Origin of the sequence: Hydrogenophaga palleronii NBRC 102513 (assembly GCF_001571225.1) — a bacterium.
Taxonomy (GTDB): domain Bacteria; phylum Pseudomonadota; class Gammaproteobacteria; order Burkholderiales; family Burkholderiaceae_C; genus Hydrogenophaga; species Hydrogenophaga palleronii.
Genome location: NZ_BCTJ01000034.1, coordinates 23898 through 40035, shown reverse-complemented (window position 1 = coordinate 40035; position 16138 = coordinate 23898). Strand labels below are relative to the sequence as shown.

The following is a 16138-nucleotide window of genomic DNA, read 5'->3' as shown; positions in this document are numbered from 1 at the left end:
GCATCGCCGCTGACGCGGTCGTCGCTGGCACTCACACTGGCCACGGCGTTGCCGTCGTAGACCTTGTCGGTGCCGGTGTAGTTCACCGTCAGTGCGCGTGCCGTGATGTCCGCGCTGGTGGTGCCGCTGGCGGCCACGCTGTAGTTGGCCGCGTCGGTGCCCGTGAGCGTGACGCCACTCAGCGCCACCGCCTTGCCGGTGCCCACGTTCTTGTCGGCGAAGCTGGCCGAGCCCCAGTTCACCACCACCGCATCGCCGCTGACGCGGTCGTCGCTGGCGCTCACGTCGGCCACGGCGTTGCCGTCGTAGACCTTGTTGGCGCCGGTGTAGTTCACCTGCAGCGCACGCGGCGTTACGTTGAGGGTGCCGCCGGTGATGGTGGAGTTCACCGCATAACCGAGCTGGCTGGCAGTACTCCCGCCCGAAGCACTCAGGGCGTGGGTGCCCACGGTGGCGTGGCCCGCACCGGAAATGCTGCCGCCCACCGTGACGGTGGGTGCGGCCGCAAAGGCCTGCGTCAGGGTGTCACCGTTCTGTCCACCACCCAGCGTGAAGCTCGCCGTGTAGGTGTCGCCGTACACCAGGGTCTGGCTCACCACGCTGCGGGAAACAGTGGGCTGTTCGCGGTAGATCGCGTTCAGTCCACTCCCAAGCGCCAGCGAGTAGGCGCTGACGTTCTCGTCACTGCCATACCGGAAACGCCCGCTGCCCAGGCCGACCAGCGTGCCCAGCCCGGTGCTGCCGGCGATGGCGCCGCTGTACAGCCCGGCCGTGCCACCAGCGCCCACCTGCACGCCGGCAGCGCCGTTGACAACGAGGTTGCCGCCGCTGGCCGTGCCGGCCGCGGCGGCCATGCCGGCGTTGAGCGTCAGCGCGGAGGCCGTGGCATTGGAGGTCGCCACGCTCTGGCGCAACGTCAGATCGCCGGTGCGGGTGCCAATGTTCACCACGCCACTGGCGCTGAGGCCATTCACACCATCGACGTTGCCGATGTCCAGCGCATCCGCATCGAGGTAAGTCAGTGCACCCACGCCACTCGCCGCCAGCGTGCCGACGTTGTTGCTGGCGTGGTCCAGCGTCACGTTGCCGCCGCGAAGCAGCAGCGCGCCGGCCTGCAGGTAGCCGCTGGCGCCGTCGATGACCGTGCCGGTGGCGTTGAGTGTGATGGTGCCGCCGCCCGAGGCCACCAACGCGGCGTTGATGGCCAGGTTGCCTCCGTAGAGGGTGATCGGGCCGGCAACGGTCTGCGCCGACGCGATGGTGATGTCGGCCGTGTTGCCACTCTTGCCAAGGGTCAGGCCCGTCAGCCCCGGGGCCAGTGTGTAGTTCGCCAGCGGCCAGGTCAGCGCGCTGCTGAAGCTCGCGCCGAAGGGCTGCACCGTGAGCGCGCCTGCCGTGGTGACGGCCGTGTTGGCCGTGCTGCTGAAGCGGTCGCCCGTCAGCGTGATCGCGCTGCTGGAAGTCGACACGGCGCTGTGCCCGGCAACGGCACCCAGCGCGCTGCTGGCCTCGGTGTGGATGCCGCCCGCACCGCCGTTGATGGCGATGGCACCGCTGCTGGCCAGCACGCGCGTGCCCTGCAGCCACACGCCGTAACCACTGGGACCCCGCGTGCCGGTAATGTCGATGCCGCCGCCACCGGTGGCCAGCAGTTCTTCAGCGGCAACATTGTCGAACACCACGCCGTGGGAAGTGGTGGAACTGCCCCGGATGGCGATGGCCGTGCCGCTGGCGCGGGCCGACGCGAGCCGGCTGAGCTGGGTGCTCCCAGAACTGAACTCGACGCCACAACCACCGGTACCTTCCCCGGTGATGGCGATGGCGCCCTGCCCGGCATCCACCTGCATCCGGCCCAGGCGCACGCCATCGGTCGATGAGCTCCTGCCGCGCAAGGTGATGTCGCCGCCGCCCGAGACCATCGTGGTGTTGCTGCCCGCGCCCGTACCGATGGCCACACCGGCGGCAGTGCTGCCCTGCGCGAAGCCGGTGGTGATGTTGGTGCCGCCGCCCAGGGTGATGTGTCCACCACCGCTTTGCTGGCTGGTGGCGCCATTGGCCGTGTTGATCGTGCTGTTGTCGCCAATGGCGATCGCTCCACCGTTGGTGCCGTCGGTGTCGCTCCAGAGCGTGAGGTTGCCGTTGTTCGTGGTGAAGTTGATGCCGTTGCTCAGGCTCACGTTGCCGGCCGCCTGCAACAGCGCGGCGTGCCCGGCGCCGCTCAGGCTCACCGCCGTGGCGCTCACCTGCAGGTCGCCCGCGCTGATGGCGCTGAGCGAGCCGGAATAGTTCTGCGCGCCGCTGGTGATCAGCGCGTTGCCGTTCACTGTGGTGCTGGCGGCCTGCACATTCAGCGAGGCCAGCGCCTTGTTGCCACCCACGCCACCATCGATCCGGACCTGACCACTGCCGGCCAGGATGCTCAGTGGCGAATTGGCGAGGTTGGTTTCGCGCACGAAGCCGAGCACCGAATAAACGCTGACCTCTGTCGCGGTGTAGGTGGTGGTGCGGCTCAGGTCGTTCCAGCGACCGGCGTTGCCGTAGAACTGCGCCACCGATTCATTGCCGGCCAGCGTCCCGTTGGGTTCGCCGGCGCCAAAGTTGTTGTAACGCCCGTCCACCGAGGTTCCGCCGCCGCCACTGGTGGCCTGGGTCATGAACTGTTGGCCGGCTTCGGGTCCGTCGGCCCAGGTCCAGACGAAGGACTGGGTAGGGTCGGCACGGTGGGCCCCGATCCAGGCACCGCGGTAACCCGCCGCCAGCCCGGCGACCGAGTTCTCCAGCCGCGAGGTGATGGTCGCCAGGTAACTGTCGCCCACGGCCGCACCACCGGTGGTGCCATTGCGCGCTTCGGTCCGAGCCTCCGTCCAGGTCCCTGTTCCGCCGCTGTCGGTTTTGTCCACGAAACTGTAGGTGTTGCCCGAGTTCAGCACGCCGTGGAAACGCGCGTTGCCGCCGCCGGTGTTGATCGTCAGGCCGGCCGGGTTCGCCAGGATGGTTTCGCCGTACAGGTCGAACTGTCCGCCACCCGTGGCAATGGTCTGCGCGGCCGAGCCGTTGAAGAACACATCGCCGCCCACCAGGGTGCTGACGCCGTTGATCAAGGCCGTTTCGTTGTTCCCGAAGCGCAGCGTGCCGCCCCGCGTGTTGATGCTGCGGGCCTGCACGCGCACGATGCCGTCGCCCGAGCGGTCCGTGTCGGCCCACAGCTGGGTGTTCATCGCCGCCTGCGTGGCCGTGAGGTCGGCCGTGCCGCCCACAGAGACGTGGCGCGCCGATTGCGCCAGCAGGCTGGAGGTGGTGGCCGCCGTGCTGGTAATGGAGGCATTGATGAGCAGGTCGGCATTGACGTCGGTGGCCGTGAGCGTGATGTCGCCACCGGCGCTCAACGCCCGGTTGATGGTGACGCCACCGCCCCGGATGGCGATGGAACCGGCAATGGACAGCGCGGACGAGATGGTCACGTCGCTGGTGTTGTCGGCCACCAGCGCGCCCATGCCGCTGTAGCGCCCGAGCGAGAAGCCACCCAGGTTGGCGACGTTGCGGATCTGCATGCCGTTGTAGGCGCTGGTCAGGTTCAGGTGCCCGCCGGAGACGCTGCCCACCCAGTTGATCGGGCCGCCGTAACTGCCCTCGTGCGGCACCAGCGACAGCACACCGGTGGTCGTGATCGGCAGCGTGTCCCAGGTGCCGTCGGCGATCAGGGTGACGTTGCCACTGCCGGCCTGGATGCTGCCGGTGTTGTTGGTTCGGATGCCGTGGACGGTGCTGACACCGTTGCCGGCCCACAGCAGCACGTCGCCACCGGCGGTGTTCACGCTGCCGTACAGGTCCAGCGCGTTGTTGTTGTAGCCCGTGTTGCCGATGCTGGCACCGTTGCCCACGGTCAGCCCGTTCCAGGTGGTGGAGCCACCGTTGCTGCTGCTGCCACCGGCCCACAGGTGCCCGCCGTTGGTGCTGATGCTGCTGCCGGTGGCCAGGGTGACACCACCGTCGTTCTTGGAGTTGTCGTAGTCCGACCACAGCACCGTGTCCAGTGCGGTACCGCTGGCCTGGATGCTTCCAACGAGAAGCACACGTCCCTGGCCTTGCAAGGTCAGCGTCGAGCGGCCACCGCCGGTCTTCCGGATGTTGCCGTTGACCTGGATCGACGGATTGGCCGAGGACAACGATTTGATGAAGATGTCGCCGGTGGCGCTGCTGGTCAGATCGCCATTGAGCGTGATCTGGCCGCCGTACAACCGGATCGCGCCGGCCACGCTCAGGCCGTTTGACAGCGTCATGTTGGCGTTGTTGCCGACCTTGCCGAGCGTGAAACCCGAGAGCGTGGAGCCGAAGTTCCAGTCGTCGTCGAAGGTCAACGTGCCCGAATCACCTGCGCGCAAGTGGGTGAAGCTGGTGCCGTACGGCTGGAAGGTCAGCGTGCCACGGCTCTGCATGGAGATCGAACCCGCGCCCGCGTGGTTCTGCCGCTGCATGAGCGAGTTGGCTTCGACCAGGATGTTGCCGCTGTAGGTGCCGCTGCCATCGTCACCGATGCGGATGCTGTTCAACACGTTGGAGGCCGTGAAGCGAATGCCGTTGGCGGTTGGCGCACTTCCGGCGTTTTCATGAACGCCACGCAAGGTGATATTGCCGCTGCCGGACACCACGTTCAGCCGGTTGCTGTTGGTGCCGCCGTGGAGCTGCAGGCCGCTGGAGTCGGTCGCGCCACTGCCGCTTCGCTCGCCGCGCAGTGTGATGGCGCCGGAACCGCTGCGCACGGTGACCCTGTTGCCGGCGACGGTGGTGCTGTCAAGAAACAGGCCGTGGCCCCAGGTCGCCGGGGTGCCGCTCAGCGTGCCCGTGAGGGCCATGCTGCCCGCACCGCTTTCGAGGGTCACGTCGCCCTCCGTGCCGAACCCGCCCACACGCAAGCCCGTTCCCGTGGCGTAGGTCCCCCGGATGTCGCCCTCGATGTCGAGGCTGCCGCTGGTGGTCCTCAGTGTGGTGCCGGTGTCCAGCCACACACCCATGTTGCTCGTGCCATTCAGGTTGCCACCGGACACATGGCTGCTCCCGGACAAGCGGATGCTGCCGGCACCGGTGGTGATGCTGCTGCCGCTGACCTGCACGCCCTGTTCATTGGCGGTCCACGTGCGTGCCGCGCCTGCGCCCACGGTCAACCCGTTCCATGCCGTTGCCGCCGTCTCGCCGCCGCCCACCCAGACGTGACCGCCATTGGTGTTGATGGTGGAGCCGGTGATGCGCACCGGGCCTGCCTGGCCGCCGGTGTTGTAGCTGCTCCACAGCACCAGGTTGAGCGCACCGCCGGTGGCGCTGATGCTGGCGTTGTTCAGCGTGATCGGGGAGGCGCCGACGCTATTCGCGCTGCGCAACGTCAGTGTCACGCGGCTGCCGGCGCCACCCGCTGTGGTGTTCAGCGTGACATTACTGCTCCAGGTGATGCTGCCGATGACTTCGTTGAGCACGCTGGTGCCCGTGTTCAGCGTGGCCGCATAACCATCGGCGACCGCCTGCGTGATGACGCTGTCGGTCGGGTCGATGAGCCACAGCCCGCCGGTGCCGCCCTGCCCGGGCGCTGCGCCGGCATCGACGGCAACGCGTTCGGTGTCCACGTGGTGGCCCGAGGTCTCGATGCGGCCACCGTCGCCGCCCTGTGCGCCGCCACGTGCGCGAATGCGGCCGGCCGCCGTCGTCAGACCGTCGGTGCGGTTCACGTCGCTCCACAGCACCACGCTGCCCCCGTCACCCTGCACCAAGGCGCTGGCGTCGATGCTGGCGTCTGCAGACATGTTCACCGTGTGCGCCTGGTGCAGGCCTTCGCCGCCCTGCCAGCCACCACCCACGCGCACCTGGCCGCCGCCCACGGCGCCGGTGGCGTCCACGCGGGTGTTGTCCTGCAGGTCGAGCGTGTCGCCCAGCAGCGTGACCGAACCGCCATGGCCGCGCCGGCCGCGGCTGCTGAGTTGCGTGCTGCCCTGGATCGCCACCTTGCCGGGCTCCGGCACGGGAAGGGGTTGCGGCGCCGGCGGCGCAGCGGGCACGGGGGCGCTGGCATCGAGCACGATGCGCCCGCCGTCGCGCTCGCCCGACGCGTCCAGGCTGGCCGAGGCCAGCGTGATCTGCGCGGCCTGCACCGTGATCTCACCGCCCTGGCCGGGCGTGCCGTCCACGGACGAAGGCACGGCGGGCGCCGCAACGGGTGCGGGCACGCCTGTGGCAGTGGCCAGGACCGCGCCCGACAGCGCAACCCCTTCGCTCGCCCGCACGCGCACCACGCCACCCTGCCCCGGCGCGCTGACGTCGATGCGGCCTGTTTCACTCTGCCGCACCTGGCCCGCCACGATCTCCACCGTGCCGCCTGCGAGATGCTCGTCACTCCCACGGGCCTCGATGTGACCGGTGTTCAACACCTCGGGGGCCTGCAGCCTCACGCTGCCGGCGGGCCCTTGCGCCGTGGCGCTGGCGCTGATGTGGCCGCTCTGCACGATCTGGTCCGACGCCTCCAGCACGATGCGCCCGCCACGCTGCGCCAGCCCGGTGGCCTCGATGCGGCCGCTGTTGCGCACCACGCCGCCCTGTACCCGGTCCAGCGCCTGCGCGCTCAGGATCACCAGGCCCCCGGGTGCCAGCACCGCGCTGCGGTTGTCCACCAGCGAACGGATGGTGGAGGCCTCCACGCGCAGGCCGGCCAGCGTGTTGTTGGCGTCGAACTGCAGCTCGAACGCCTCACCCGCCGCCAGCGCCACGGTGCCCAGGTTGGCGACCACCAGGCCCTGGTTGCGCACCTCGGGTGCCAGCAGGGCGATATAGCCCCCCAGCGCCGCGCGCAACTCGCCCGCGTTGACCACGCTGCCGGTGGCGCCCTGGCGCTCGAAGCGCGAGCGACCGGCCATGAAATCGTCCAGGCTGATGCGGTGCGTGGTGGCCACCAGGCCGCCCACGTCCACGCTGGCGCCCGGCGCGAAGTACACGCCATTGGGGTTGCTCAGGAACACCTGGCCGTTGGCCGTGACGCGGCCAAAGATCTGGCTGGCATCGGGCCCCTGCACGCGGTTGAGTGCGACGGCGTTCGCGTCAGGCTGCACGAAGCGCACATGGGCGTCGCGGCCGACGTTGAAGCTCTGCCAGTCGATGGCGGCGCGTGCGCTCGACTGGTCGATGGTCATGGTGCTGCCCGAGCTGCTGATGTCCGTCTGGCCGGCCACCGTCTGCCCGCCCGACGGCAGCGCATGGGGGGCGGGGGCGGTCTGCGCAAAGGCGGTGCCGGACATCAGCGTGGCGGTGGCCAGTGCCACGGTACCGGCACTGCGCTTGCCGCGGGTGCTCACGTGTTCTGCAACGGCCACCCAGCAGCGGCTGAGTTCGTTCCAGACGAGGCGGTAGGTTCTGTTCATGGTGATTTCAGTGCAAAAGGGCTCAGAACGGCAGCGCGGCGGTCAGCCACCAGCGGTTGCGCTGGAGGCTGCCGTCCTGGTCCTGCCCGGAGGCGTTCGGGTGGGGGTGTTTGCCATGGCGGCGCGCCCAGGTGAAGCGCATGTCCAGGCCCAGGGGAGCGCTCCAGGCCAGCGAGAGGCCGTAACCGGCCAGGGCCACGGATGGCGAAGCCGCATCGGGCGTGACGCGTCCCCAGTCGTAGAAGGCGCTCATCCGCCAGTCGGCGGACAGGCGCCTGTGCAGTTCCAGTTGCACCAGGTCGCCGCGGCTGCCGCCGGCCTCATTGACCGGATAGGCCCGCACGGCGCCGGGGCCGCCCAGGTAGAAGCGCTCCGAGGAATCAAGGTCTCGCCCGGCGTACTGGCCGGTGAAGGAGGCATTGAGGAACAGCTCCCGGGACACCGTCTGCTGGCGGGCCACGCCATAGCGCAGCTTGCCGAAGCTGCCGGTGTGTGCCGGCTGCTGGACGGCCGCGCCCACGCGCGGCGTGATGCGGCCCTGACTCCAGGCCAGTTGGTAACGGTTGGCGCCACCACCGCCCCAGGTGTCAAACGCATTGCCATTGAGCGCGGCGCTCCAGCTGTCTGCCGCGTAGTCCGACTGCAATGCCCCGTTGGCGTGGTTGCGGAAGCGTTTGTCGTCGTAGCCCAGGGCCAGGTAAAGATTGCTCAGGCGCGAGCGCCGCAAGGGATAGGTGGCCTCGATGCCCACCCCGTCCGACCGGCCATGGACGTTCAGCGCGGTGAACTCGGGCGCCACGATCCGGTAGTCCAGTCGCGAGACATGCAGGCCGACACGCCAGCCGTCCGTGCCGAGCGGCACATCCCAGGCGATGCGGTGGTAGTCGCTGCCACGCGAATGCATCAGATCGGCCCGCAGGCGGTCCCCGAGTCCCAGGGGGCTGGCCAGCGTGGCGGTCAACAGCACACGCTCCTGGCCGATGCCCCGGCCACCGGCGTTGTCCGCCACCACCTCGCCGCTGAACAGCGGCTCGTCGTGCAGCTTGAGCACGAGTTCGGTCTCACCCTCGCGCTGGCCGGCCGCCAGCGCGCCCGTGACCGACACGCCGGGCAGGTCGTCGGCCAGCAGCAGCGCCCTGTCCAGCGCAGCGGTGTCCAGGGCCTGGCCAACGGAGAGCTGGCGGTCGAAACGCAGCTGCAGTTGCGCCATGGCGATGCGGGTTGGTGGCAGGCCTTCGACACGCGCACCGGCGTAGACCGCCTCGATCACCTGCAGGGTGACCACCCCGTCGGTCACATCCTGCCGGGGCAGCACGACGCGGGCGACCCGCCCGGCCTGGCGATAGGCCTCGGCCACCGCCTGTGCGGCCTGGCGCAGCTCGGAAAAACCGATCGGCCTGCCCAGGTAGGGCTGCACCACCGGCAGCAGCGCTTCACGCGACAGCAGGGTGTTGCCGGCGAACTGGAACGACTGCACGGTGAGCGTGGCGCCGTCGGGCTCGGAAACCGGTGGCGCTTCGGTCGGCGGCAAGGCCTGGCCTTGCGGCGGCAGCGCGGGAAACGGGTCGCGCTCGATCTGCTGGCGCAGGGCGCCTGCGTCCGGCAACAGCTGGGCATGCGACAGAGTGGAAAAAACAAGCCCCAACGGCAGCAGGGCGCGAACGAGAGAGGTGAAAGTGGGTGTCATTTGCCGACCCAAGGTAGCAAAGTTCACCTGGCGCTTGTCTGAGCAAGACTGAGCGCCGCACCCTCTGTTGCATGGCAACAAAACCGCCGCGTGCAGAAAGTCGCGGATCAGGATTCAGGGCTCAAGAATCAGGGCTGCACGTCGATAGGGGCGTGAAAACGAAAGCCGACCCCGCGCAGTGTGCTGATGGGCAGGCTCAGCCCGCAGGCCTCCTCGACCTTGCGGCGCAACCTGCGCATCTGCGTGTCCAGGCGCCGCTGGTCGTAGTCGAACCAGTTCTCACCCAAAGCGTTGACGATGGCTTCGCGGGTGACACAGGCGCCGCCGGTGGCCAGGGCATGCAGCACCGTGTGGTCCTGTCCGGACAAGGCGATGGGCGCAAAACCCGGCGGCACGAGCTGGCGCGGCGAGCCTTGCAGCAACCAGCGCGGCAGCTCCTGAATGCCCAGGCGGCGGGCCAGCGCACTCACCGTGGCGGCCAGCTCCTCCAGCGAAACGGTCTTGGGCAGGTAGTGGTCTGCGCCGCCCGCCAGGCCCGCGATCTTGTAGGCCGTCGCGTCGCGCGCGGTCAGCACGATGGCGCCCAGCCGATGGCCATCGGCACGCAAGGACGCGATCAGATCCATGCCGTCGCCATCCGGCAGACCGAGGTCGATGACGGCAATGGCGTGCAGGCCGGGCACGAAGACGCGCAGAAAATCCTGGATGGTGCCGACGGCGCTGACGTCGTGTCCCGCCTCGCAGAAGAATTCGGTCAACTCCTCACGCAAAACCGGTTCGTCTTCAAGAAGGATCAACTTGGCCATGGCGTCCAAGTCTAGGATACCGATGAGGGTTTCCCGCACACACGAATCTGAGCAAATCTGAGCGCAGAACCGCGTGCTATGTTCGCGGCATGCGGTGGCAACTGGTGCTCGTCAGCTTCCTGGTTTGGTGTGGTGCGATTCAGGCCCGGTCGGCGCCACCGCCGAGCGCCCCGCTGGTCCTCGACGCCCGTGCCGGCGTGCTCTCCCTCGCAGGCCAGATGGCCTGGCTGCGCGAACACGATGAGCGCTGGCAACCAGAGGAAGCCGATGCCGCGGCAGGCTGGCAGCACCTGCCCGGTTCGCCCAACCTGGGCTTCACCCGCGACGCCATCTGGCTGCGCCTGCAAGTGCTGCAACCCGAGAACGGCGCGTCGTGGCGGTTGGAAGTGGACAACACGCTGCTGGAGGACGTGCGCCTTCACCTGCGTGATGCCACCGGGGCCTGGCAGGCGCAGCAGGCCGGCCGCAAGCTGCGACACAGCGACTGGCCACTGGACACGCGCAGCCCGGTGTTCCGCCTGGATCTGCCACCCGGCCAACATGAGCTCCTGCTGCGCCTGGCCACACGCAACTCCCTGTCCACGTCGCTGCGCTTGTGGGAAGCCGAGCGCTTCTACGCCCGGGCCAGCAACGAGTCCTTGCTGTGGGGCGTCTATTTCGGCCTCTACGGACTGGTGATCCTCATCCAGTTCCTGTTCTGGAAATGGACGCGGGAAGCGCTCAGCGGCTGGTATGTGCTGTACGCCGGCCTGAACTGCTTTGGCATGGCCATGACCATGGGTTACCTGCAGAACGCCATGAACTGGAGCGGCGCCCTGGCCGTGCCGCTGTTGAGCCTGGCGATCTGCGCCTCCCTGTACGCCGGGACCAAGTTCACCTTGGTCGCGCTGGAGCTCAATCGCTTCATGCCGCGCCTCTACCGCTTCGCCCTGTACGGCGCATCGAGCGTCGCCGCCGTCGCCAGCCTGCTGGTGCTGGGCGGTGCGATTGCCCTCGGCACCGGCACCGTTCAGGTGGTGTCCATCGTGTGGATGCTGATGATGTCCTGGTCGTCCCTGGTACTGCTGCGGCGCGGCGAGATGGCCGCGCGCTTCCTGCTCGTCGCCTTTGGCGTGTTCTTCATCGGCATCCTGATCCGTTATCTGCGCAACCTGGGCTGGCTGCAGCCGGGCCTGCTGACCGACAACAGCGTCCAGGTGGGCTCCGTGTTGCACATGATCGTGATGTGCGTGTTCATCGTCTTCCGCTACAACGCGCTGCGGACAGCACTGCAGGTCGAACAGGCGGCCCGGCAGGAGCAGCGCGATTTCGTCGCGCTCGTGTCACACGAGTTCCGCACGCCCCTGGCCATCATCAACACCTCGGTCCAGCAGCTTGCGGCGCACCTGGACGCGCCGGTTGAAAAATCGCTCAAGCGTTGCACCAACATCCAGGCCGCGGCGAGGCGCATGGCGGACCTGATGGACAACTACCTCATCGTCGAACGCATGGACCATTCGGTGCAGTCGATGCAGATCCGCCGGTGCGACCTGCGTGCACTGCTGGAGGAGATGGTGGCGGAATGGCCGGAAGACCGGGTGCACCTGCAGGCCGGCGAGCTGCCTGCCGCGTTCACTTGCGACCCCGAAATGCTGAAGGTCGCACTGCGCAACCTGCTCGCCAATGCCAACCGCCATGCCCCCGCGGCCACCTCCATCGAGCTGACGGCACGCAGCCTGCGGCACCGCGGCCTGAGCCTTCGCGTGACCAACGCCGGCGACACCATTCCCGCCGACGAGGTGCCGCTGCTGTTCCAGAAGTACTTTCGCGGCCGCACCACGCTCGACCAGCCCGGAGCCGGTCTGGGTCTGTTTCTGGTCCAGCAGATCGTGACAGCGCACGGCGGGCGGATTTCCGTGCAGTCCGCCTTGGGCACCACCACCTTCAAGATGTGGCTGCCCGCCTGGACGGAATCGGAATTCCAGCAACGCAGCGGGCTTGGCCTGCAGCGCGCCCAGGCCTGACCTGCTGGCGGGGTCAGCTCCCCGCGACCTTCATCCGGTTGATCAGGATCGAGCCGGTGGTCTTGGCACCGTAGTTGTAGGCGTCGGCGCCCACGGCTTCGATGCCCAGCAGCATGTCTTTCAGGTTGCCGGCGATGGTGATCTCGTGCACCGGGTAGGCGATCTCGCCGTTTTCCACCCAGTAGCCAGACGCGCCGCGCGAGTAGTCACCGGTCACGTAGTTCACGCCCTGGCCCATGAGCTCGGTCACGAACAGGCCGCGCCCGAGCTTCTTGAGCATGGCGCGCAGGTCGTCACCGGGCTGCGTGAGCCGGCTGGTGAGCGTGAGATTGTGCGAGCCGCCGGCGTTGCCGGTGGTGCGCATGCCGAGCTTTCGCGCCGAGTAGGTGGACAGGAAATAACCCTGCACGCGGCCGGCCGACAGCACCTTGCGCTTGGCGGTGCGCACGCCTTCGTCGTCGAACGGTGCACTGCCCTTGCCGTTGCGCACGTGCGGGTCTTCCAGGATGTCCAGGTGTTTGGCCATCACGCGTTTGCCCAGGCTGTCGTGCAGGAAAGTGGTGTTGCGGTACAGCGCGCCGCCGCTGGTGGCCTGCACGTAGGCACCCAGCAGGCCGGCGGCCAGCGGCGACTCGAACAGCACCGGGCATTCGGTGGTGGCGATCTTGCGGCCGTTCAGGCGCGCCAGCGTGCGCTCGGCGGCGTAGCGGCCCACCGCGTCGGGCGTGGCGAGTTCGGCGGGTGAGCGCATCGAGCTGTACCAGTAGTCGCGCTCCATGTGGGCACCCTTGCCGGCGATCAGCGCCACCGACAGGCTATGGCGCGAGCTGGCGTAACCGCCGCTGAAGATGCCGGGCTTGCCACGTTCGCCACCGCGCATGTGGGCGGTGAAGAAGTGCGACTGCTGGGCCGAGACACCGGCACCTTCGCTGTTGCTGATCTTCTTGCTGGTGGCGAAGCCCGCGGCCTCGCAGGCCAGGGCGATGCGCGCGGCCTCTTCCGAGTCGATGGCCCAGGGATGGAACAGGTCCAGGTCGGCATAGCTGTCGGCCACGTCCTGCGCGTCGGGCAGGCCGGCCACCGGGTCTTCTGCGGTGAAGCGTGCGATGTCGTAGGCCGCCTGCACCGTCTGGCGCACGGCGGCGGCGGAGAAGTCGGAGGTCGACGCATTGCCGCGTTTCTGGCCCAGGTAGACCGTGACGCCAAGCGATTTGTCGCGGTTGCGCTCCACGTTCTCGAGCTCGCCCTTGCGCACCGAGACGCTCAAGCCGGCGCCCTCGGAGACTTCGGCGCCCGCGTCGGCGGCGCCGAGCTTTTTGGCATGCGACAACGCCAGGTCGACCAATTCTTCGAATTGCCCGCGGGCGTACTGGAAACCCGCGAGGGGGGAACGGGTGTCGGCCACAGGGGCTTGGGAGGGGTTTTTCATGTCGACGGCTATGATACTTGCCGCCCCTACCGGCCGCTGCCGCACGCGCAGAAGCCCATTCAAACCAACACATGTCCCGCAAACCCACCAAAGGCTATTTCGTCCGCGGCCAGTTCGTCGCCCTGGGCAGCGAGCTGGACCAGGAACTCAAGCGCGAGCTCAAGGGCTCCGCCGAGATGAGCAAAACCGACCTGAAGAAGTACAGCGACCGCCTGCAGCAACTGGGCGAGAGCCTGCTGACGCTGCGCGCCGACCTGCTGCAGCGCCTGGACCTGTCCGAGAAACTGCTCGACGCCGTGGCCGAGGCCAAGCGCATCACCAACTTCGAGGGCAAGCGCCGCCAGATGCAGTACATCGGCAAGCTCATGCGCGGCGTGGACGAAGACACGCTGGCCGCCGTGGAAACTGCGCTGGACGAACAGGCCAAGGGCTCGGCAAAGAGCACGCTCTCGCTGCACCAGGCCGAGCAATGGCGCGACCGCCTGATTGCCGACGACGACGCACTCACGCAATGGATGCAGTTCGACGCCGGTAGCGATGTGCAGCACCTGCGCGCGCTGATCCGCCAGGCGCGCAAGGATGCGCAAGCCACCCAGGCCGAAGAACGCCCGGGTGAAGCGGTACGCCACGGCAAGGCTTACCGCGAGATTTTTCAGCTCGTCAAGACCGCCCTCCACCAGGACGAGGATGGCGATGACGACACGGAGGCACCCGCACAAGCATGAACGAGACACACACCACCGGCCCCGATCCGGTGCGCATCGGCATCGTGTCGATCAGCGACCGCGCCAGCACCGGCGTCTACGAAGACAAGGGCCTGCCGGCATTGCAGGAGTGGCTGGGCCGCGCACTGCAGAACCCGATCACCTTCGAGCCGCGCCTGATTCCCGACGAACAGGCGCGCATCAGCGCCACGCTGATCGAGCTGGTGGATGCTGGCTGCTCGCTGGTGCTGACCACCGGTGGCACCGGCCCGGCGCTGCGCGACGTGACACCCGAGGCCACGCTGGCCGTGGCGCACAAGGAGATGCCCGGCTTTGGCGAACAGATGCGCCAGATCAGCCTCGCCTTCGTGCCCACCGCCATCCTGTCGCGCCAGGTGGCCGTGGTGCGCGACCAGAGCCTGATCATCAACCTGCCCGGCCAGCCGAAGGCGATTGCCGAGACGCTCGAAGGCCTGAAGAACGCCGACGGCACGCAGCGCATCAACGGCATCTTTGCTGCCGTGCCGTATTGCATCGACCTGATCGGCGGCCCGTATCTTGAAACGCACGACGCCGTCTGCAAGGCCTTCCGCCCCAAGTCCGCCTTGCGCCCCGCCCGCTAACCTTTCCAAGCCCCCTGCCATGAAGATCACCAAAGACACCATCGTCACCCTCACCTTCCGCGCCGTCGACGCCAAGGGCAAAGTGCTGGAAGACGGCAAGGAGCCGCGCGCCTACCTGCACGGCGGCTACGGCAACACGCTGCCCGGCGTGGAGATGGCCCTGGAAGGCCAGGAAAAAGGTTTCAGCACCACCGTGAAGCTGCTGCCTTCGCTGGCCTTCGGTGAGCGCGACGAAAGCCTGGTAACCACCATCTCGAAGAAGGACTTCCCGCCCGGCGTGAAGGTGGGCGGCCAGCTGGAAGGCAGCGACGAAAACGGCGGCCGCCAGGTGTTCACCGTGACCAAGATCAAGGGCGACACGGTGATGCTCGACGGCAACCACCCGCTGGCCGGCCAGGACCTGACCTTCACCCTGAACGTGCTCGACGTGAAGGCCGCCAGCGCCGAAGAAATCGCCCACGGCCACGCACACGGCGCGCACGGGCATCATCACTGACAGGCTCCCCCCGCGCCGCGCCCTGCGGCGCGTCACCCCCCAGGGGGCGGCATCAGCGGCCCGGCAAAGCCGGTTCCGCGATGCCTTGGAAAAACTTCCCTTCCGGCGCGACGTGTCTTCATCCAGGATGCCGTGGAACTGGCTTTGCCAGGCCACTGGCATCGCCCCCTTGAGGGGGTGACGGGCCACGCAGTGAGCCCGGCGCAAGGGTGGGTCTACTTCCCTACGAGCTGGTTGAGCTTGTCCGCCTCGAAGCTCTCTTCGCGTGCCGCGTCCTGTGGCACGCAGTCGCGCTTCTTCGTCTCGGCCAGGGTCTCGATCGCCTGCCAGAGCAGCGTGATCTGGTGCTCCTGTCCGGCGGCGTTGTTGATCAGGCCGCGCATGGCCTGCGACAGCGGATCGTCTTCCTGCGTGATGCCGTAGGCACTGAACTTCTGGCCCTGCTCGGTCACGTCGGCGCTCTCGCCGCTCTTGCTCGGAATGATGCGGGCCGGAATACCAACCGCCGTGGCACCCGCCGGCACCGGCTTGATGACCACCGCGTTGCTGCCGATCTTGGCGCCGTCGCCCACCACGAAGCCACCCAGCACCTTGGCACCGGCGCTCACCACCACGTCGCGGCCCAGGGTGGGGTGGCGCTTGGTGCCTTTGTAGAGCGAGGTACCGCCCAGCGTCACGCCCTGGTAGATGGTGCAGCCGTCACCGATCTCCGCGGTTTCGCCGACCACCGTGCCCATCGCGTGGTCGAAGAACACCCGCTCGCCCAGTTTGGCGCCGGGGTGGATTTCGATGCCGGTGAACCAGCGCGTCAGGTGCGAGATGAAACGCCCCAGCCATTTCAGGCCATGGTGCCAGCACCAGTGCGCCGGGCGGTGCAGCCAGACGGCGTGCAGACCGGGGTAGCAGGTGATGACCTCCCAGGTGCTGCGCGCCGCGGGGTCGCGGTCGAGGATGCACTGGATGTCGGAGCGTAGGCGGGCAAACATAAGGCGG

General features: G+C 68.1%; 9 protein-coding genes. 4 read left to right on the top strand and 5 right to left on the bottom strand.

Annotation, left to right across the window (positions count from 1 at the left end; all coding sequences use genetic code 11):
• The 3 genes from HPA01S_RS18440 to HPA01S_RS18430 form a co-directional block, all read right to left on the bottom strand.
• Window positions 1–7397, bottom strand: a 7397-nt coding sequence (locus HPA01S_RS18440; protein WP_084360810.1) for a two-partner secretion domain-containing protein, incomplete at its 3' end; no start/stop codon positions are given.
• Window positions 7398–7419: 22 nt separating this feature from the next.
• Window positions 7420–9084, bottom strand: coding sequence for a ShlB/FhaC/HecB family hemolysin secretion/activation protein (locus tag HPA01S_RS18435; RefSeq protein ID WP_084360809.1), 1665 nt, complete (start codon window positions 9082–9084; stop codon window positions 7420–7422).
• 128 nt (window positions 9085–9212) lie between these two features.
• On the bottom strand, window positions 9213–9890 hold the full coding sequence (locus tag HPA01S_RS18430) for a response regulator transcription factor (RefSeq protein ID WP_066272244.1): 678 nt from the start codon (window positions 9888–9890) through the stop codon (window positions 9213–9215).
• 197 nt (window positions 9891–10087) lie between these two features.
• Here HPA01S_RS18430 and HPA01S_RS18425 point away from each other — a divergent pair, with 197 nt between their 5' ends.
• Window positions 10088–11893, top strand: a complete 1806-nt coding sequence (locus HPA01S_RS18425; protein WP_169801554.1) for a sensor histidine kinase — start codon at window positions 10088–10090, stop codon at window positions 11891–11893.
• Between the two features lie 13 nt (window positions 11894–11906).
• Here HPA01S_RS18425 and pmbA read toward each other — a convergent pair whose 3' ends face one another.
• Window positions 11907–13322 carry a metalloprotease PmbA gene (gene pmbA, locus HPA01S_RS18420; protein ID WP_066272241.1) on the bottom strand — a complete coding sequence of 472 codons (1416 nt, stop codon included), beginning with the start codon at window positions 13320–13322 and terminating at the stop codon, window positions 11907–11909.
• Between the two features lie 71 nt (window positions 13323–13393).
• Between pmbA and yjgA the strand changes: the two genes are divergently transcribed.
• Genes yjgA through HPA01S_RS18405 form a run of 3 tightly spaced genes read left to right on the top strand, consistent with a single transcriptional unit; the run spans window position 13394 to window position 15145 of the window.
• Window positions 13394–14047, top strand: coding sequence for a ribosome biogenesis factor YjgA (gene yjgA, locus HPA01S_RS18415; protein ID WP_066272240.1), 654 nt, complete (start codon window positions 13394–13396; stop codon window positions 14045–14047).
• Entirely contained in the window at window positions 14044–14649 is a 606-nt protein-coding gene (mog, locus tag HPA01S_RS18410; RefSeq protein WP_066272239.1) for a molybdopterin adenylyltransferase, read from the top strand. The genes yjgA and mog overlap by 4 nt, the downstream gene beginning before the upstream one ends.
• 19 nt (window positions 14650–14668) lie before the next feature.
• Window positions 14669–15145: an FKBP-type peptidyl-prolyl cis-trans isomerase gene (locus HPA01S_RS18405; RefSeq protein ID WP_066272238.1), complete on the top strand. Its 477-nt coding sequence runs from the start codon at window positions 14669–14671 to the stop codon at window positions 15143–15145.
• Between the two features lie 215 nt (window positions 15146–15360).
• On the opposite strand, the gene cysE is transcribed toward HPA01S_RS18405, so the two are convergent.
• The gene (cysE, locus tag HPA01S_RS18400; protein WP_066272237.1) at window positions 15361–16131 is read right to left on the bottom strand and encodes a serine O-acetyltransferase; all 771 of its coding nucleotides are present in this window, start codon (window positions 16129–16131) and stop codon (window positions 15361–15363) included.
• Window positions 16132–16138: the final 7 nt, after the last annotated feature.

What these genes read in the sequence shown, in the direction of transcription:
- HPA01S_RS18435 (WP_084360809.1), bottom strand. Translation starts at nt 9,084, where the DNA reads ATGACACCCACTTTCACCTCTCTCGTTCGCGCCCTGCTGCCGTTGGGG.
- HPA01S_RS18430 (WP_066272244.1), bottom strand. Translation starts at nt 9,890, where the DNA reads ATGGCCAAGTTGATCCTTCTTGAAGACGAACCGGTTTTGCGTGAGGAG.
- pmbA (WP_066272241.1), bottom strand. Translation starts at nt 13,322, where the DNA reads ATGAAAAACCCCTCCCAAGCCCCTGTGGCCGACACCCGTTCCCCCCTC.
- yjgA (WP_066272240.1), top strand. Translation starts at nt 13,394, where the DNA reads ATGTCCCGCAAACCCACCAAAGGCTATTTCGTCCGCGGCCAGTTCGTC.
- mog (WP_066272239.1), top strand. Translation starts at nt 14,044, where the DNA reads ATGAACGAGACACACACCACCGGCCCCGATCCGGTGCGCATCGGCATC.
- HPA01S_RS18405 (WP_066272238.1), top strand. Translation starts at nt 14,669, where the DNA reads ATGAAGATCACCAAAGACACCATCGTCACCCTCACCTTCCGCGCCGTC.
- cysE (WP_066272237.1), bottom strand. Translation starts at nt 16,131, where the DNA reads ATGTTTGCCCGCCTACGCTCCGACATCCAGTGCATCCTCGACCGCGAC.